This window comes from Gammaproteobacteria bacterium, assembly GCA_022340215.1.
Taxonomy (GTDB): Bacteria; Pseudomonadota; Gammaproteobacteria; order JAJDOJ01; family JAJDOJ01; genus JAJDOJ01.
Map to the genome: position 1 here is coordinate 1 of JAJDOJ010000006.1, position 18,885 is coordinate 18,885.

An 18,885-nucleotide genomic window follows, 5' to 3' on the forward strand; every position below is an offset into this window, starting at 1 on the left:
CTACTGCGCTGATGGGAGAGCGGCCAAAAAATCCCCGATTTCTCGTTGCGTAGGCCCACTATGCGCCTCGAAATCGTAAACTTTTTGTCTCGTTCTCCCACCATGCTCGCTACGATCGCCTAAGTCCGACAGGCTCCTAGAGCGCCAGGCTCAATGCAGGAGGTCCGTCCGGTCGAGTACCAGATACTCCAGCCAGACACAGGACGCCTCCTGGTCCGGGAGGTTGTAAAGTACCATGAGAACCAGCCAGCGCAGTTGTTCCAGGTCTATCTCATCGGTCTCGAGTGCCATGACACGGTCGATGACGACCTCGCGCAGGGTGGCCGTGAGGATGCCGCGGGATTCGAGAAACTGCAGAAATCCGCGACAGGGAAGATCCAGCTTGCGAAGTTCCCTCGCGTCATAGACGCGTGTCGAGTGCTCGCCGGGCGCCTGAAACTTTCCAGTATTCGACAGGTCTTCCAGCCAGCTGAACGCATGCTCGATGTCCTTGGCATGAAAGCCGGCATCGATCAGCTTCGAATGCAGGGCGTCCCGGTCGTCGGTGGGTTCGAGGTCGTTGTCGACGTAGCTCTCGAACAGGTACAGCAATACGTCTACTACATCTTCTTTCATTATCGGTCATCGCACAGGGGGGGAGCCGCTGACAGGTTCTCTCCCGTTGTGTTTCCGTCGTACCAGGGTAGGGGCCAGGCCCGGGATGCACCGGATCGCTGGTCCTGCGCCTACTGGTCGTCGGGCTTGCCTGATCACCTGACAGGCTGCTGCAAATTCCTCGATAGGGTTCCGAAACGGGTCTGACGATCCGGCTCGGAACGACCGCTTTTCGAACGGAGGCCGCGCTTCGCGCCCCGGGCACATCCCGTTCCGTCCATTCGATCCTGGCGCCACTAGTCGCTTCTCAGCCGGTGATAGGCCCCGTTGGAACCGAGGCCCACATAGCCCTTCAATTCCAGCATGATCAGCATGGAGGAAACCGACTCCGGGGTCAATCCGCTGGATTCCACAATGTCCTCGACAGAAACCGGATCATGTCCCATCGACGATAACAGTTCGATGACGTCGGGCCCGAGTTTCGCCCCTGTGTCGGCCTTCTCCGGTTCAGACCGCGGCGCGAATCGCTGCAGGTCGATCTGCCCGGACAGTTCCTCCAGGATGTCGCTCGTTGACTCGACGAGCATCGCCCCCTGACGGATCAGCGAATGGCAGCCGCGCGCTACCGGATTGTGGATGGATCCGGGAATGGCGAACACCTCGCGTCCCTGCTCCAGGGCGTGCCTTGCTGTAATCAATGCGCCGCTTCGTCGTGCCGCCTCCGTAACAAGGGCGCCGAGACAGAGTCCACTGATCAGGCGATTGCGTTGAGGGAACCGGTCCGCGCGGGGTGGCGTGCCGACGGGAAACTCGGTGACGATAGCACCGTCCTCGGCGATGCGATGCGCGAGTTCCCTGTGACGGGCCGGGTAGACGCGGTCCGGCCCCGTCGCCGTGACCGCGATCGTGACGCCGCCACGGTTCAGGACCGCCTCGTGGGCGATCCCGTCGACGCCACGGGCCAGTCCGCTGGTGATTGTCAGGCCGGCACTAGCCAGTTCGCCGGCGAATTCCCGCGTGTTCCGGGCGCCGCCGGGCGAGGGGTTACGGCTGCCCACGATCGCCAGTTGCGGGTCATTGAGGCAGTCGCATTGTCCGGTGACGAACAGTATCGGTGGTGGATGCGAAATTTCTTTCAGAGGGCTCGGGTAACGCGGATCCCGAATGGTGAGGATCTCGTGATCGGGCTTTCCCAGCCAGTCCAGGTCGGGTTCGCAGCGACGCCGGTCGGCGCCGGCAATCGCGCCGGCAAGACCGGGTGGAAATCCCGCCGCGGTTATCTGCCCGGCGGGCGCATTGAGAATTTCTTCCGGGGGACCCAGGCGTTCGATGAGGGTGTGGAAGCGTACCGGGCCGATTCCCGGTACCCGCCATAACGTCAGCCAATCCGTCAGCTCTTCCATGGCCCCGTCCCTGCCCGACCGAATCGAGGTCCTTCGTCGCCGGAGCTCAGGGTGCCACGGGAATCGGGTTTGGGGCGTCTGGGACGCGGAGTCGAATCAAGGCGTTCGCACCACGTCGCCGTACTGAATCGGTCGGGTGGCATCCATGACCAGTGCGTAGCTTATCTTGTCGAACGTCTGAAAGACCATCACGGTCCCCGCGCGTTCGGCGGGCAGCCGCACGCTGCGCTTGTTGACTGGTGCAAGCGGGTCATCGATCTCGAGTCCCTCTTCCCAGACTCTGAACACGCTGCCCTCATCGACACCGTCCCGCTCACCGGCGCTGATGACCGCGATCTGCAGGGCGCCAACCATGGAGATGGCGTCGAACAGCGACACGACCGAGGCATCGATCTGGCTTGCCGGCGGGTGCGGGAAAAACGCGCTATGGTCGGAGACGCGCTTCTGCCGGAACAGCTTGTCCCCCACCAGCGCTTCGCGCTTCGGGTTCAGGAAGCGCAGGGTCGCCGGATCGCCCGAACGTAGAAGCCGTGCGTCGCCCACCGGGGTCGTGGTATATCCCAGCGGCTCCCCGGTTTTCGGGTCGTGCACCTCGCTGTCGCCACGCACGATGGCGTATCCGGTTCCCGGTTCGGCTTTGTCGAGGTTACGCACGTAGAGCGAGTCCTCGTTGCCGAAGATCAGGCGATAGTCCTGCCCGCCGACGACGTAAGGCGCGGTGTCCAGATCGCGTTTGGTGACAACCATGGGGTGAATGATGAATTCCTGGATCGCCTGGATCGGTATCTCATTACTGTGTTCGTCGATCGCTTCCACGCGGATCTGGGGCCCTAGGCGGGCCGTCTTCAGACCGGCGACCCGCGGTCCGCCGGTCACCTGGACGCGGGGCCGGTCGCCGTCGTAGTAGAGCGTCAGGACGTCACCGGGATAGATGAGGTGAGGATTGCGGATCTGCGGGTTGACGTGCCAGATCTCGGGCCAGTACCAGGGTTCGTAGAGGTATTCCGCAGAGATGTCCCAGAGCGTGTCGCCGGGCTGAACCACATAGCGGGTCGGCGCGGTCTCCCGGATTTCCACGACGGTTTCCTCGACAGCGGGCGCAGGCGTCGGATCGACGGCCACGGCGGTCTCTGCCGGCGCGGCGGGTTGAACGTCAGTCTCTGCTCGTGTCGACTCGGACCGGGTCGAGCAGCCGGAGGAGAGCGCCATCATCGCGGCGACGACAAATGCGGGTATCGATCGGACCGGCATGGGAACCCCTCGATTTTCACGTGTTGATCGGGTGAATCCTGAATTTGCGGGAATTATCAGGGCGAGAGAAAAGTCTTCCCGTATGGGACAATCATAGTCGCGCCTGTTATTCTTGCAAATCGGCAGGTATATGCGTGGATTTCAGATAGATGGCTATGCTGGAGATACTGCACTTTCCCGACCCCAAATTACGCCGCAAGGCCGAACCGGTGGCTCAGGTGGACGATGACGTGCGACGGACGGTCGACGACATGTTCGAGACCATGTACGCGGCGCCGGGCATCGGGTTGGCAGCGATCCAGGTCAACGTTGCATTGCGGATCATCGTGATCGACGTTTCGGAACGTAAGGATAGCCCCCTTTGCCTGATCAATCCGGAGATTGTGAGCCGGGACGGTGTCGAGGTCATGGAAGAGGGGTGCCTGTCGGTGCCCGGGGTCTATGAGAAGGTGCAGCGCGCCGACCATATCGCGGTGCGTGCGCTGGATCGCGACGGAGACCTGCTGGAATTCGAGGCCGACGGGTTGCTGGCCGTGTGCATTCAGCACGAGATCGACCACCTGGACGGCAAGCTTTTCGTCGACTATATCTCGCCTCTGAAACGTCAGCGCATTCGCAAGAAACTCGAAAAGCAGCAGCGATTCTCGAAACCGGAGCCGGAACACGAACGCCAGGTGATCTGACCTCGCAACCGGCACGGTTACCCGCCGTTGCACTCGGGTGATCGAACGCCCGACGATACGAGTGCCCCGCAGCATGCGAATTATCTTCGCCGGTACCCCCGAATTCGCCCTTGCCTCGCTGGAGGCGGTCCTGGCGACGCCGCACGAGATCGTTGCCGTCCTGACGCAGCCGGACAGGCAGTCCGGCAGGGGGCGCAAGCTGCATGCGAGTCCCGTCAAGCTGCTTGCCCTCGAGTCGGGTCTGGATATCCTCCAGCCCCGAACGCTGAAGGGTGGGGACGTTCAGGGGCATTTGCGTGCACTCGAGCCCGACCTCATGGTCGTGGCCGCCTACGGTCTGCTGCTTCCCCAGCCCGTTCTGGCGATTCCGAGGTACGGTTGTATCAACGTCCACGCATCACTCCTGCCCCGCTGGCGGGGGGCCGCGCCGATCCAGAGAGCCCTGCTCGAGGGGGATCGGGAAACCGGGATCAGCATCATGCGGATGGATGCCGGCCTCGACACGGGCGATATCCTTTTGCAGCGCGCGGTTCCCATCGAGGACACCGACACGGGGGGTACGTTGCATGACAAGCTGGCGGGTCTCGGCGGGGACCTGCTGGTACAGGTCCTGCGCGAGCTTCTAGCCGGCTCGTTACAACCGGTCCCGCAGGACCCTGAACGGGCCACTTACGCCAGAAAGCTGGACAAGGCCGAGGCGCGCATAGACTGGTCACTACCGGCGGAAAGTCTGGCCCGCATGGTGCGCGCATTCAGGCCCTGGCCGGTCGCGCAAACCGCATATAACGGCAAGACCCTGCGGGTATGGTCGGCGCTTCCCCTGTCCGGGAAAACCAGTTCCGGGACGCTTCCTGGAACCGTATTGCGTACGGGGCGCGATGGCATCGATGTCGTGACCGGTGCCGGACTGCTGCGCCTTCTGGAGGTGCAGCTTCCCGGCGGCAGGCCGATGACATCGGCGCAATTCCTCAATGCACATTCCCTGGCACACATGCGATTCGATGCGGGTGACGATGTCCCGCATTGAAGTCGGATAGGTCGGATGCAGGCAAGGCTTGCTGCCGTCAGGTCGCTGACGGCGGTGATCGTGAACGACAGACCGCTCAGCGAGGCGTTCGACGCTTCCGGTCTCGTCGACCCGCGCGAGCGGGCGCTGGCCAGAGAGATCTGTTACGGCACGTTGCGCTGGTATCCCCGGCTCGAGGCGATTCTCGGGTTGCTTGTGCGCAAGCCGCTCAAGTCGAAGGACCGGGAAATTGGCATCCTCCTGCTGAGCGGCCTGTATCAGTTGGGCGAGACCCGGGTTGCGGTGCATGCCGCGGTCAACGAGACCGTGCGGTTGTGCGCGGCGATCGGTAAACCCTGGGCGCGGGGGCTGGTCAATGGGGTGCTACGCGCTTACCAGAGACGCCGTGACGAGATCGATGTGGCGCTTGCGCTGGATCCGCAGGCGCGTTATGCACACCCGCGCTGGTTAGTGGGCCGGCTGGAATCGGCCTATCCCGATGCATGGGAACGGATCTGCGAGGCCGGCAACCAGCGCCCGCCGATGACCTTGCGGGTGAATCGTCTGCGTTGCACGGCGAGCGACTATCTCGGAATGTTGCGCTCGGTGGGGATCGAAGCGGATGCGCGACGCGATGTCGACAGCGCGGTGACGCTACGACAGCCGGTCGATGTGGGAGATCTGCCTGGGTTCTCGGAAGGGATGGTGAGTGTGCAGGACGCATCGGCGCAGCTCGCGGCCAGGTATCTTGGCTGTCGTCCAGGCATGCGCGTCCTGGACGCCTGCGCCGCGCCGGGAGGCAAGACCGCCCATGTGCTCGAGACCACCACCGGATCCCTCGAGATGACAGCGCTGGAGAAACATCCGCAGCGATTGCGACGCCTGGAGGAGACCCTGCAACGGTTGGGACTGTCCGCCAGGACGATCCTGGCGGACGCCGCCGAGACAGACGACTGGTGGGACGGCGAACCGTTCGACCGGATCCTGCTGGACGCGCCGTGCTCGGCAACCGGGATCATCCGCCGGCAGCCGGATGTCAAGGTTCGCCGGCGCCCGTCCCAGCTTCCCGTGCTGGTGCAGACGCAGCGAAGGCTGCTCCGTTCCCTCTGGCCGTTACTCAAGCGGGGCGGTATGCTGTTGTATGCAACCTGCTCCGTACTCCCGGAGGAAAACCGGGAACGGATGCGGCAGTTCATCGACCGGCACCCCGACGCGGGCGAAGTGGCGCTGCAAGCACCCGGCCGGCCGATTCGTGTTCGGGAACTGCAGATCCTTCCCGGCGATCGGGATATGGACGGTTTTTTCTACACGCTGCTGCAAAAGCGGTAGCGTGCCTGTTCCTGTACGACACGTTCCAGGCATGATCCGGATGACAGAAGTTAAACAACGGGATACCGCCGCACGGTCCGTGGCAGGGTTAGTGTTCGCGCTGTTGACGGGTTGCCTTTGCCTCCTTAACGGTACGCTGTACGCGGATGGCAATCGGGAGACGAGCATCACCCAGGCGGGGATCAACTACCGCCAGGGAATGTATCTGCTCGACGTACTGGTCGACTACCGGCTCTCCCTGCCGCTGAAGGAGGCCCTGACCAGCGGTGTCCAACTGGAGCTGGTGATTCGCGCCGAGGTGTTGCGGGAGAATCAATGGCTGCCAGACACCGCGATCGTGGAGAAGGATTTCCGCTTCCGATTGCACTACAACTCGCTACTGGAGAAATATCTTGTCAAGAACGAGTATACCGGCGACCTGGAGTCGTTTACGGAACTCACGGCCGCCCTGCGCTATGCGGGTAAACTACTGAACGCAAAGCTGCTCAGCGCTTCCCGGCTGGAGCCCGGGGAGACCTACTACTGCCAGGTCCGCGCGATGCTGGACCAGGCCGGGCTGTCCCTGCCGCTGCGCATGCTTGCATTCATCAAGCCGGTCTGGCGCATCAAGACGGACTGGTATGTGCTGCCGCTGAGATGAACAGACCATCCGCCGGTCTGTGGCCTATGATCGGGCTGTTCGGCCTGCTCCTGGTACTGCTCTACCTCCTGAGCGATGCGAGCCACAACGCCGCCAGGTTTCAGCAGCTCTACATCGTACTCCTGCTGCTGAGTTCACTGTTCCTCCTGAGCCTGCTGATTCTGATCGGTCTGAATCTCGTTTCGCTGGTCCGGAACGTGATCAATGGCACGCCGGGGTCCCGTATTACCCTGCGCATGATGACCGCGTTCATCGTGTTCGCACTGGCGCCCGCATCGATCGTCTATGTGTTCTCAATGCAGATGCTGGGACGCAGCATCGATAGCTGGTTCGACGTGCGTATCGAAAACGCCCTGGTGGACGCGCTGGAACTGAGCCGGGCGTCATTGGACTTCTACATGCGCGCCGCCCTGCAGAAGACCGAACCGATGGCGCGTACCCTGTCCGATGTGCCGAACGCGATGACCGCACTCACCCTGAGCGACATCGACCGTGCCTCCGACGCCCTCGAGTTGACGGTCCTCGGCAACGATCACCGAATCGTCGCATCCAGCGGCGTGCCGGGTTCCTCGATGTTTCCCCGATTGCCGAGCGGCAGCGTGCTGCGTCTGGTCAGCCAGGGCGATACCTACGTCGGCCTGGATCCCCAGAACCAGGCTGAATTACAGGTCAGGGTCGTTACCCAGATTCCGGCCACCCGAGGGAACCCGGAGCCGCGCCTGCTGCTGGCGATGTACCCGGTCTCGTCCCGCATCGGCAGACTTGGCGAGAGCGTGGAGGTAGCCTTCAGCAAGTACAACGAGCTGGTGTATCTGCGCAGTCCTCTCAAACAGAGTTTCATCCTGACACTCTCGCTGGTGCTGCTGCTCGCCGTGCTGTTTGCGGTATGGGCGGCTTTCTACTCCGCACAGCGCCTGATGGCCCCGATCCGGGACCTCGCCATGGGGACGCGGGCGGTGGCCAAGGGGGAGTACCACCAGAAGCTGCCGGTGGGGAAACTCGACGACCTCGGCATGTTACTGCTGTCATTCAACCAGATGACCGAGCAGCTTGCCAGGGCAAGGGATGCGGCGGATCGAAGCCAGCGTCTCATCGAGCGCCAGCGGGCTTCCCTGCAGACGATCCTCGATCACCTCACCTCAGGCGTTATCAGTCTGGACGACGGTGGCATTCTGAGGACCGTAAATCTCACCGCCGGACAGATTCTCAACCTCGAACTAGACCGGTATCTCGGCGGTCGCTTCGAGGACCTCGGTGACGAGCACCCCATGTTGAGAGGGTTCTACAATACCCTCAATCCCCATCTCGGCGATCAGCGTGACTGGCGCGAGCAGATCGAATTGCTCGGTCCGACAGGACGCAAGATCCTGGTGTGCGGCGGTGTGGCACTTCCATTGGGGGGGCAGGTCGTGGTGTTCGACGATGTGACAGCCCTGATCCAGGCGCAGCGTGATGCTGCATGGGCCGAGGTCGCGCGCCGCCTGGCGCACGAGATCAAGAATCCGCTAACCCCGATTCAATTGTCGGCGGAGCGGCTGCAACGCAAACTTCTGCCCAATCTGGAGGAGGCCCAGGCGAAGGTCCTGTGCCGTTCGACGGATACGATCGTCCAGCAGGTCAAGGCCCTGAAATCGATGGTCAACGCCTTTGCCGAATACGCCCGCACACCGGAGATCGACATCCGGCCGCTGGATTTCAACAATCTGATCCACGATATCGCCGAGATGTATCACTCCAACTCGGCAGGTGCCGAGGTACGGGTCGAGCTGGATCCGAATGTGCCACAGGTCGAGGTGGATGCCGGACGCATCCGGCAGTTGGTGCACAATCTGATAAAAAATGCGCTGGAGGCGCTGGAGGGACGCAGCGACGGGGTGGTCGACGTGTCGACGCGATGTATTGAGGATTCCGGATGCCGTTTTGTCGAACTGGAGATCGCCGACAATGGCACGGGAATTCCACAGAAATTGATGGAGCATCTCTTCGAGCCCTATGTCACCAGCAAGGTCAAGGGCAACGGACTTGGCCTTGCGATCGTGAAAAAGATCGCGGAGGAGAATGGCGGCGTGGTTTGGGCCGACAGCGTACCCGGCGATGGGGCGAAGATCACGGTGAGACTGCAGGCCGCGACGCAGCCGGGACAACAAACAGAAAGCGAGCTCAGGAGGCGGTCGGCGTGACAGCGCAGCACATACTGGTAGTGGATGACGAGCCCGATATCCGGGAAATCGTCAAGGACATTCTCGAGGACGAGGGCTATGCGGTCAGCGTTGCGGAGAACGCCGCCTCGGCGAGGGAGCACCGCCGGCAGCGGCGCCCGGACATGATTCTGCTCGATATATGGATGCCGGGGGAGGACGGGATCAGCCTGTTGAAAGAGTGGCGCGAGGCGGGAGGGAGCACCTGTCCGATCGTGATGATGTCAGGCCACGGGACGGTCGAGACTGCGGTGGAGGCGACCCGCTACGGGGCTTATGATTTTGTCGAGAAACCATTGACCACGGCCAAGTTGCTGTTGACCGTCCGCCGCGCCCTGGAGGCCGAGCAGCTCGAACGGGAAAACCAGGGGCTCAAGCAGATGGCATCGCTGGTCAGCGAACCGATCGGATCGAGCGCCCTGATGCAGGAGTTGCGCGACAAGGCGCGCAAGGTGGCGCAGCACGACACCTGGATTCTGCTGACCGGTGAGACGGGTGCGGGCAAGGAAACGCTAGCCCGCTATATTCACGCCGAGAGTGCGCGGCGCGAAGGGCGTTTTGTGAATGTCAGCGCCGGTCCGTTGTCACGGGATGACATCGCCTCCGAGTTGTTCGGCAGCGAAACCGGAGACGCCATCAACTACGGATTGCTCGAGCAGGCAAACGGCGGGGTCCTGTTTCTCGACGAGGTTTCGGACATGCAGCTTCAGGCACAAGGACGGCTGCTCAGCGCGCTGGAGAGCGGGAGTTTTATTCGCCTCGGTGGGGCCGAGCCGGTGGAGGTTGACGTACGCGTGATCGCGGCGAGCCAGAAGGATCTCGGTCGGGAGGTGGAGGCGGGCCGGTTCCGCGAAGACCTCTACTACCGCCTGAACGTGGTTCCCCTGATCATCCCACCACTGCGCGAACATCTCGAGGACGTTCAGGAGCTGCTCAACTTTTACGTGGACTTCTACAGTTCACGGGAAGGGTTGCCGTATCGCCATTTCTCCATCGCGGCGCAGAACCGCCTGATCCACTACACCTGGCCTGGAAACGTACTCGAGGTACGCAACCTCGTACAGCGACTGCTGATACTCGGAAGCGACCAGGAGGTCACGGTGGAGGAAATCGAGATTGCGCTCGGCTCGCGTTCCCACAAACCAGTCGGCGAGGAGCAGTGGCAGAGCAGACTCTTTGAACTCCCCATGCGCGAGGCACGCGAGGCGTTCGAGCGGGCCTACCTGATGCATCAGCTCAGGAGCGCAGAAGGCAGCGTCAGCCGTCTCTCGGAACGGGTTGGCATGGAGCGCACACACCTCTATCGAAAGCTGCGCGCGCTCGGCATCAATCCGAAGGAAGTACAGTAGCCCGCCCGCGATGAAGATCATCATTCTCGGCGCCGGTCGGGTCGGCAGCTCGCTGGCGGGCAGCCTGGTACGCGAAGGTCATGATATCACGGTGATCGACACCCAGGGCGACGTGCTGCACGAGTTACAGGACCGTGTCGATCTACGCACGGTTACCGGGGTGGCCTCGCACCCGGATGTCCTGGCGCAGGCCGGTGCGGCCGATGCGAATATGCTGATCGCTGTCACCAACAGCGACGAAACCAACATGGTGGCCTGTCAGGTCGCCTGGACCCTGTTTCATACCCCTACCAAGATTGCCCGGGTTCGCTCGACGGAATACATGGATTCGCCGGTCCTGTTCGCTCAGGAGTCCGTTCCTATCGACGTGCTGATCAGTCCCGAGATGCTCGTGACAGATTATGTTCGCCGACTGATCGAGCACCCCGGTGCGCTCCAGGTCCTGGACTTCGCCAGTGGGCGCGTTCAGCTGGTTGCCGTGCGTGCCTATTATGGCGGGCCGCTGGTTGGTCACGAACTGCGAGCCATCAACCAGCACCTTCCCGGGCTGCAGACGCGTGTCGCCGCGATCTTTCGGCACGGCCGCGCCATCAACCCGGACGGACGTACCGTCATCGAACCGGACGACGAGGTGTTCTTCGTGGCCGCGGACCGGAACATCGAGGCGGTGACCAGCGAATTGCGCAAGCTGGACAAGCCGTACAAACGCATCATCCTAGCCGGCGGCGGCAATATCGGGATCCAGCTGGCCCGAATGCTCGAGGGCCAGTTTCAGGTCAAGATCATCGAGCGTAACCGACGCCGTTCGGACTACCTGGCGGAGAACCTTCACGGAACCATCGTGCTGGAGGGTGACGCGGCCGATGAGGAACTGCTGATCGCGGAGAACATCGAGAATACCGATGTCTTCTGCGCGCTCACCAACGACGACGAGGCGAACATCCTCTCGGCGATGCTCGCCAAGCGGCTCGGGGCGCTCAAGGTCATGTCGCTGATCAATCGTCCGAGTTACGTATCCCTGGTGGAGAGCGGCATCATCGATATCGCGATCTCGCCGCAACAGGTGACGATCGGCACCCTGCTCACTCGGGTGCGCCGTGGTGACGTGGTTGCGGTGCACTCGCTGCGGCGGGGGGCTGCCGAGGCGATCGAGGCCGTCGCGCACGGTGATCCCAAGACCTCGAAGGTCGTCGGTCGGCGTATCGAGGATATCAAGCTCCCGGAAGGGACCACGATCGATGCGGTCGTGCGGGGTGAAGAGGTGGTTATCGCCCACCACGACACGGTGATCGAAGCCGAGGACCACGTCATCATGTTTCTGATGGACAAGAAACGGATTCCGGAGGTCGAGCGGTTGTTTCAGGTCGGCGTGACTTTCCTCTAGCCCTTCGTGCGGGGGACCGGCCGGGCATGCAGATCCTCGTCATACAGAAAGTTCTGGGCCTGTTGTTGATGGTGTTCAGTACCACCATGCTGCCCCCGGTCGCGGTCGGCTGGTGGTTCGGAGGAGATGAGATCCGGCCTTTTCTGGTCGGCTTCGTGGTGACACTGGGGACGGGTTTCGTCTTCTGGGCTCCCGTCATGCAGGTCAGGCGCGAACTGCGGGTGCGCGACGGGTTCGTGACGGTGGTGATGTTTTGGGCCGTCCTCGGTCTGTTCGGTGCATTGCCGCTGGTCGCGGCCCAGCATCCCTATATCGGCGTGACCGATGCGGTGTTCGAGTCCATCTCGGGACTGACGACGACGGGCGCAACGGTCCTCGTCGGCCTGGACCACATGCCGAGGTCGATACTTTTCTATCGGCAGGAACTCCAGTGGCTGGGCGGGATGGGCATCATCGTCCTTGCCGTGGCGATTCTGCCCATGCTGGGTATCGGTGGCATGCAGCTCTATCGCGCCGAGACACCCGGGCCGATGAAAGACAATAAGCTGACCCCTCGTATCACCGAAACGGCAAAGGCGCTTTGGTACATCTATCTCGGCCTGACGATCGTTTGTGCGATCACCTACTGGGCCGCGGGGATGGACGTGTTCGACGCCATTTCGCACAGTTTCTCGACCGTCGCGATCGGCGGGTTTTCGACCCACGACGCCAGCATGGGCTATTTTCACAGCGCGTTGATCGAGGCGATCGCGGTCGTATTCATGCTGATCTCCGGCGCGAACTACAGCCTGCATTTCCTGGCATGGCGGTCCCAGACACTCATTCCCTACCGGGACGACGCCGAGTTTCGGACCTACATCATCCTGCTTTCGGTCGTCGCGGCGATCTGCGTCGTTTATCTCTATCTGACGGCGACGTTCCCCGGTGTGGGCGCTGCCGTTCACCACGGTATCTTTCAGGTCGTGTCGATCGGTACAACCACCGGGTTTACCACGGCGAACTATTCGGACTGGCCAGGATTCCTTCCGGTGCTGCTGCTGTTCTTGAGTTTCGTCGGAGGTTGCGCCGGTTCGACGGGAGGCGGCATGAAGGTGATCCGCTTCCTGCTGCTGGTCAAGCAGGGTGCTCGGGAGCTGGCGCGGCTGGTCCATCCCAGCGCGCGTATCGTGGTAAAGATAGGCAACAAGGCCCTCGACGACCGGGTGATGGAAGCGGTCTGGGGGTTCTTCTCCGCCTACGTGGCAGTTTTCGGGATCATGCTGCTGCTCCTGATGGCCTCGGGGCTGGACCAGGTCACGGCGTTTTCCGCGGTTGCCGCCAGCCTCAACAACCTGGGTCCTGGGCTTGGCGAGGTCGGTGAGAATTTTGCAGGGTTGAACGATTTTTCGAAATGGACGCTCTGCCTGGCCATGCTGCTGGGCCGTCTGGAGATCTTCACTCTGCTGGTGTTGTTAACACCTGGCTTCTGGAGAAATTGACATCGGTACGCGACGTGTTCTGAGCCGCGTTTGAATTGTCGCTTGTAACTGCACAGCAGTCATGTGATTATTTATATTGTGGTTGCGTCGTACGGAATAACAAGAATAACTCCCAGGGTGTCTGTGTTTGCCTCGAGCAAACTCCTGCCTCCTTGAGCCCCGGCGGTGAATCCGGGGGTAGCAGCGCTATCCGCAGTTCATTGTCCGGGTCGGTCACGGATCACCCCCCCCCCTTGACGGCGGGATCTACATGCAGCCCTATGACCCCGCGCGAAACGGGGCTGCATCGTGCATCTCGTGTCGCGAACAAACTATTGAGGGATCTTCTATGAACGCCGCGCTCGACTCCTCCTGTCTGAATCCCGTGCGGGAGCATCTCGCCTCGCAGGTCATCGGTCAGCAGGAACTCGTCGACAGCATCATCATCTGTCTGCTCAGCGACGGGCACCTCCTGGTCGAGGGCCTCCCCGGACTGGCAAAGACGACCGCCGTCAAGACACTCTCGGATGCCGTAGAGGGCGACTATCACCGAATCCAGTTCACGCCCGATCTACTTCCTTCCGACCTGGTCGGAACGGATATCTACCGTCACGACGAGGCCCGATTCGAGTTCCGTCCGGGGCCGCTGTTTCACAACATATTGCTGGCGGACGAGGTCAACCGCGCTCCGGCAAAGGTTCAATCCGCGCTCCTCGAGGCGATGGCCGAGAGGCAGGTGACGGTAGGACGCAGCACCTATCAACTACCGGGACTGTTCATGGTCCTGGCGACCCAGAACCCGATAGAGCAGGAGGGGACCTACCATCTTCCGGAGGCTCAGCTCGACCGGTTCCTGATCCAGGCCCTGGTCACCTACCCCACCCCGGAAGAGGAGCTACTTATTCTCGATCTCGACAGCCGCAGGCAACAGGGGCCTGCGGCACCGCCTGCACAGGTCGTCAGCCAGAAGACGATCGACGCTGCTCGCGCGACGGTATCAAAAATCTTCGTCGACGAAAGACTGAATCGCTATATCGTGGATCTGGTCCAGGCCAGTCGAGGACCGGGTCCCTACGATTCGGATCTGGAGCGATGGGTGCGGTTCGGCGCATCTCCAAGGGCATCGATAGCCCTTGCCCGCTGCGCGCGTGCGCGGGCCTGGATCGACGGCGAGCGGTATGTGACGCCGGAACATATCCAGGCGGTCGCCCCCGGGGTGCTGCGACACCGAATTCTGTTGAGTTTCGAGGGTGAGGCGGAGGGCGTTACGACCAACGACGTCATCGAGCGTCTGCTTCGGGTCGTTGCGGTTCCCTGAAGCGTGTCGGACCTCCGCCCGGAATTGCTTTTCTTCGGCTTCGGCTTTCTGGCCAACCGCTGGATTCGATGATGAGTCTTCAGCCACATCTCGATGATCTACTGGAGTTGCGCCACAAGGCGCGAACCCTTGGTCTTGCCTCCCACCACCTGGTCAACAGCAAGTTCAGCGGTCTCTATGCCTCCGTGTTTCGCGGCTTCGGTCTGGACTTCGAGGAGGTGCGGGAGTATCGGGACGGCGACGATATCCGGAATATGGACTGGAACGTCACTGCCCGTACCAATCTGCCGCACATGAAGGTCTTCAAGGAAGAGCGCGAACGTGAGGTCATGATCTGTGTCGACGCCGGGGCGCATATGAATTTCGGCACGCGGGGGACCTTCAAGTCCGTCCAGGCGGCCCGCGCTGCGGCTTTGCTCGGCTGGGCTGCAAACAATCACCATGACCGCGTGGGTGGGCTGCTCTTCGGCCGCGAGGGGATCGAATATTTCAGACCCGAGCGTGGTCGCCGTGGCCTTTGGCGCCTCCTGCACGGACTGTCCCGCGCCCCGCAAGAGGGGGAAGCGGGTGCCAGGGGGCAGGGTCGCATCGCCGATGCGCTCGTGAAGCTGGCAAAGGGTTCCGGAACGGGGTCGCTCGTGTTCGTCATTGGTGAGTTCAACAGGGATTGCGCTGATCTGGAACGTCCGCTTGGACATCTTCGGCAGCGACACAGCGTGATGCTGTTGCCGGTGGACGACCCGGCCGACAGCGAGATTCCGGCCATGGGCCGGGTCGCGTTCCGGACCCTGTCCGGTGAGTTGCTGGAAGTTGATACGGACGAACCCGAAGGGCGAGCGGCCTACGCTGGAGGATGGGAGGGCCGGCGCCGCGAGCTACTGAATATGACGAACCGGCTGGGGATCTCACTCCAGCCTTTGCGGACCAACGAGGATGTGCACCGCGCCCTCGCGGAGGGTCTGCAGCGCAGCAGGAGTGTGAGGGCCGCAGTTTGATCGAGTCTCCGGAGAAGTATCTGCGTGACATCCGGGATATCGATCCGGTCGGGTGGTGGCCGCCGGGACCGGGTTGGTGGGTGATGCTTGCCCTGGGCATCGCTTTGACGGTCGCCGGCGTATTCATCTGGAACCGGTGGAAGTCACGTCTCGGCTGGCGAGCGGACGCCCGCAGGCGGATTCTGATGCTGCGAAAGCGGATGGCGACCCAGGACCCCAAGAAGACTGCGGGGGAGTTATCCGAGTTCCTGCGCAGGGTGGCCATGGCGCGCTACGGGCGGGTTGATTGCGCCGGACTGACCGGCACCGAATGGTTGCGGTGGCTGGCCGCGCACGATCCGCAGGGTTTCGACTGGGTCTCCAGTGGAAAGATACTGGTTACGTTGCCCTACGCCGACAGTGCCGCCAGCGAGGTTGCGAGGCAGGCGTTGAGGCCTCTGGTCCGGGCGGCGGCCCATTGGGTATCGGACCTGAACACGTCACAGGCGACTGCGCAGTCCGCGCGGGTCGGAGAGGCGGTGTAATGTTCAGCTTTGCGTGGCCCTGGTTTGCGGTGCTGCTGCCTTTACCCCTGATCCTAGGGGCACTTACGGCGCGACGGCGGGTCAGGGTCCGCAAGGGTGCCGAAGATTCGCTGGAAACCTCCCTGTTCCACCCCAACGTGATTGCGCTGGAAAAGGCCTACGGGGGCGAGATGGGATCCGTCTCCGGGACGGCCGGGCGATTTTATCGCTTGTTTTTGATGTTGCTGTGGACCGCGCTGGTGCTCGCGATGATGCGTCCGCAGACGCTGGAGCTTCACGCCGAATCGCGCACACGGGGACATGACCTGCTCCTGGCGGTTGACGCCTCACGTTCCATGGGCGCCCTGGACTTTTCCGTGAACGGCCGCGAAATCAGTCGAATGTCCGTCTTAAAGGGCGTGGCCGGCAGCTTTGTCGAGGGGCGCGAGGGCGACAGGATCGGGCTGGTCCTGTTCGGGGACTATGCCTACATACTTTCTCCGTTTACCCACGATGTCCAGGCCGTGCGCCATCTGCTTGGCTCGGTGGAACCCAGCATCGTGGGAGACGCGACGGCGATGGGGGACGGCATAGGGCTTGGCGTTAAGAAACTGAAGGAGCGGCCCGAGGGCGCGCGCGTCATGGTGCTGGTGACCGACGGGGAAAGCACCGCCGGTCTGCTTCCGCCACTGATGGCCGCCCGGCTCGCAGCCAGGGAGGGAATCCGGATCTACACCATAGGCGTCGGCAGCATGGGGCTGGTCCCGTTCATCGAGGGAGGGGTACGCAAGCAGGTGGCGATGGAGATCGACGAGGACACCCTGCGGCAGATCGCGGAGTTGACCGGGGGCGCGTATTTCCGGGCGACCGACGCGCAGGCCCTCGAGGAGATCTACCGGCGTATCGACGAGCTGGAACAGACAGAGGTGGAGGCGAGAGAGGTATTGATCCCGCGACCGCTGTTCTATCTACCCCTCGCTATCGCGGCGGTAGTGCTGGCTGTTCTCGGCCTGTTTCCTCAGGCGCGGCGGCGCTTTCGCCGCGGGGGCGCTTGAATTGGAATCGGCCCTGCATTTCACGCATCCCGGTGTGTTCTGGCTGCTGCTGCTTCCCTTTCCCGTTTGGGTGTGGCTGACGATGACCGCCAGTATTTCGGACAACAGACGGATTCGCGACTACGCGGATCCCGACCTGCTGCCGCACCTGATGCATCGAGGAAATGTGGCAGGTGGGAAGCAGAAATGGGGCCGTTTTGCGTTCTGGACATTCCTCTGGACACTACTGATCGGCGCACTGGCCGGTCCACGCATGGGATATACGGACGTCCAACTCTTCCGTCCGGATGTCGAGCTCGTGGTGTTGCTGGACATTTCGGGATCGATGCGTGTAGAGGACGTCAAACCTTCGAGACTTGCCCGCGCGCGACAGGAAGTCGAGGACCTGCTTAAATATGCGCGGGGTGTGCGTATCGGTCTGGTGGTATTCGCCACTGCACCCCACGTGATCTCCCCCGTTACCGAGGATACCCAGGGGATTCGGCGCCTGCTCCCGGCGATTTCGACCGAATTGGCCACGCTGCAGGGCAGTCGGGTCACCGATGCGCTGGGTTCGGCGCGCGCATTGCTCTCCGGCGAAGGTGACGACACTACCCGATCCATACTCCTGATTTCCGATGGAGATTTCGCTGAGCCCGGTCTGCAGGCGACGGTCAGGGGGCTGTCGAAGGACGGGATACGTGTGCACACGATGGGTGTGGGAACATTGCAGGGGGGGAGCGTGCCCGCTCCCGATGGACGACCCATGCGGGGCCGGGACGGAAAATCGGTGCAGTCCCAAATGAATGAACGGCTGCTGCAGTCCCTGGCAGAGGCGGGGGGGGGCGAATACATCAATGCCGACTTCCGTAGCGACGATACGCTGGCGTTCGTCGACCGGATTGCCTCGGATGCCTCGGTCAGCGTCAAGGGCGCTGAGCAGACCCGTATCTGGCACGAGCAGTTCTACTGGCTGATCGGTATTCTGATTCTGGCTCTGCTGCCGGAAATGACCCGGTTTACACCGGGCCTGTTCAGATCCTCGAGGTAGTGTGATCAAGAAAGGCATTCAATGGTTACTTGCGGGCGTCGATTCGTGGGACGCAGGACCTCCTGGTCGCGGCGCGAAACAGATTTTTGATTTCGCCCGTGTGGTGGGTGTACTCATGGCATACCTCCTCATATCCGGTGTCCCCGTCGCCGACGCGGGGTGGTTTCAGAACCGGGATCAGGCAGCGCAGCAATCTTACGAGGAGGGCGAATACGACGCAGCCGCGAACGGATTCAGCGATCACTACCGGACCGGGGTTGCGCTCTACAAGGCGGGGGACTATGAGGGGTCGGCCAGGGAATTCGAGCAGGTGCAGCGTGAAGATGTCGCAATCGATGCCATCTACAACCTGGGTAATGCCCGCTTCATGCAGGAGCAATACGAACGCGCCGAGGAGGCATACGAGGAGGTGCTCGCCAGGCGGCCGGAGGACGAGGACGCGCGGACCAACCTGATTCTGGTTCAGGCCATGCTGGGGAAACTCGACGAAGAAACGGTTTTCAAGAAGGAGGCGCAGAAGCCGGAACAGAAGGCACAGAAGGAACAGAAGGAACAGAAGGAACAGCAGGAGCAGCAGGAGCAGCAGGAGCAGAAGGAGCAGCAGGAGCAGAAGGAGCAGCAGCAGCAGAAGGAGCAGCAGGAGCAGCAGGAGCAGCAGGAGCAGAAGGAGCAGCAGCAGCAGAACGAGCA

Annotated in this window: 17 protein-coding genes; 14 read left to right on the top strand and 3 right to left on the bottom strand. The window is 62.2% G+C overall.

Translation table 11 applies throughout. The features are described 5' to 3' along the window. Positions 1–150: 150 nt before the first annotated feature. The 3 genes from LJE91_00430 to LJE91_00440 all read right to left on the bottom strand — a co-directional run bounded on the left by LJE91_00430 (position 151) and on the right by LJE91_00440 (position 3,248). On the bottom strand, positions 151–615 hold the full coding sequence (locus LJE91_00430; protein MCG6867229.1) for a DUF494 domain-containing protein: 465 nt from the start codon (positions 613–615) through the stop codon (positions 151–153). A gap of 275 nt (positions 616–890) precedes the next feature. After that, positions 891–1,997, bottom strand: a complete 1,107-nt coding sequence (gene dprA / locus LJE91_00435; GenBank protein MCG6867230.1) for a DNA-processing protein DprA — start codon at positions 1,995–1,997, stop codon at positions 891–893. Between the two features lie 96 nt (positions 1,998–2,093). Next, a complete protein-coding gene (locus LJE91_00440; protein ID MCG6867231.1) occupies positions 2,094–3,248 on the bottom strand; it encodes a LysM peptidoglycan-binding domain-containing protein in 1,155 nt (384 codons plus the stop codon). A gap of 149 nt (positions 3,249–3,397) precedes the next feature. Here LJE91_00440 and def point away from each other — a divergent pair, with 149 nt between their 5' ends. The 14 genes from def to LJE91_00510 form a co-directional block, all read left to right on the top strand. Then, on the top strand, positions 3,398–3,931 hold the full coding sequence (gene def, locus LJE91_00445) for a peptide deformylase (GenBank protein ID MCG6867232.1): 534 nt from the start codon (positions 3,398–3,400) through the stop codon (positions 3,929–3,931). 73 nt (positions 3,932–4,004) lie between these two features. Further along, complete coding sequence (gene fmt / locus LJE91_00450) at positions 4,005–4,958, top strand: methionyl-tRNA formyltransferase (protein MCG6867233.1); 954 nt, start codon at positions 4,005–4,007, stop codon at positions 4,956–4,958. Positions 4,959–4,973: 15 nt separating this feature from the next. Continuing rightward, positions 4,974–6,266, top strand: coding sequence for a 16S rRNA (cytosine(967)-C(5))-methyltransferase RsmB (gene rsmB, locus LJE91_00455; protein ID MCG6867234.1), 1,293 nt, complete (start codon positions 4,974–4,976; stop codon positions 6,264–6,266). 40 nt (positions 6,267–6,306) lie between these two features. Next, positions 6,307–6,906 (top strand): DUF4390 domain-containing protein, encoded by a 600-nt coding sequence (locus LJE91_00460; GenBank protein ID MCG6867235.1) that lies wholly within the window; start codon positions 6,307–6,309, stop codon positions 6,904–6,906. Next, positions 6,903–9,086, top strand: coding sequence for a HAMP domain-containing protein (locus LJE91_00465; protein ID MCG6867236.1), 2,184 nt, complete (start codon positions 6,903–6,905; stop codon positions 9,084–9,086). Before LJE91_00460 ends, LJE91_00465 begins: the two co-directional genes overlap by 4 nt. Continuing rightward, positions 9,083–10,453 carry a sigma-54 dependent transcriptional regulator gene (locus LJE91_00470; protein MCG6867237.1) on the top strand — a complete coding sequence of 457 codons (1,371 nt, stop codon included), beginning with the start codon at positions 9,083–9,085 and terminating at the stop codon, positions 10,451–10,453. Before LJE91_00465 ends, LJE91_00470 begins: the two co-directional genes overlap by 4 nt. A gap of 10 nt (positions 10,454–10,463) precedes the next feature. Further along, positions 10,464–11,837 carry a Trk system potassium transporter TrkA gene (trkA, locus tag LJE91_00475; GenBank protein MCG6867238.1) on the top strand — a complete coding sequence of 458 codons (1,374 nt, stop codon included), beginning with the start codon at positions 10,464–10,466 and terminating at the stop codon, positions 11,835–11,837. Positions 11,838–11,863: 26 nt separating this feature from the next. Continuing rightward, positions 11,864–13,315, top strand: a complete 1,452-nt coding sequence (locus tag LJE91_00480; GenBank protein MCG6867239.1) for a TrkH family potassium uptake protein — start codon at positions 11,864–11,866, stop codon at positions 13,313–13,315. A gap of 328 nt (positions 13,316–13,643) precedes the next feature. Then, the gene (locus tag LJE91_00485; protein MCG6867240.1) at positions 13,644–14,612 is read left to right on the top strand and encodes an AAA family ATPase; all 969 of its coding nucleotides are present in this window, start codon (positions 13,644–13,646) and stop codon (positions 14,610–14,612) included. Between the two features lie 68 nt (positions 14,613–14,680). Next, positions 14,681–15,607: a DUF58 domain-containing protein gene (locus LJE91_00490; protein MCG6867241.1), complete on the top strand. Its 927-nt coding sequence runs from the start codon at positions 14,681–14,683 to the stop codon at positions 15,605–15,607. Further along, entirely contained in the window at positions 15,604–16,131 is a 528-nt protein-coding gene (locus LJE91_00495) for a DUF4381 domain-containing protein (protein ID MCG6867242.1), read from the top strand. The genes LJE91_00490 and LJE91_00495 overlap by 4 nt, the downstream gene beginning before the upstream one ends. After that, a complete protein-coding gene (locus LJE91_00500) occupies positions 16,131–17,165 on the top strand; it encodes a VWA domain-containing protein (protein MCG6867243.1) in 1,035 nt (344 codons plus the stop codon). The genes LJE91_00495 and LJE91_00500 overlap by 1 nt, the downstream gene beginning before the upstream one ends. Position 17,166: 1 nt before the next feature. Continuing rightward, a complete protein-coding gene (locus LJE91_00505; GenBank protein ID MCG6867244.1) occupies positions 17,167–18,195 on the top strand; it encodes a VWA domain-containing protein in 1,029 nt (342 codons plus the stop codon). A gap of 115 nt (positions 18,196–18,310) precedes the next feature. After that, positions 18,311–18,885 (top strand): tetratricopeptide repeat protein (locus LJE91_00510; protein MCG6867245.1); only part of this gene is annotated, 575 nt, incomplete at its 3' end.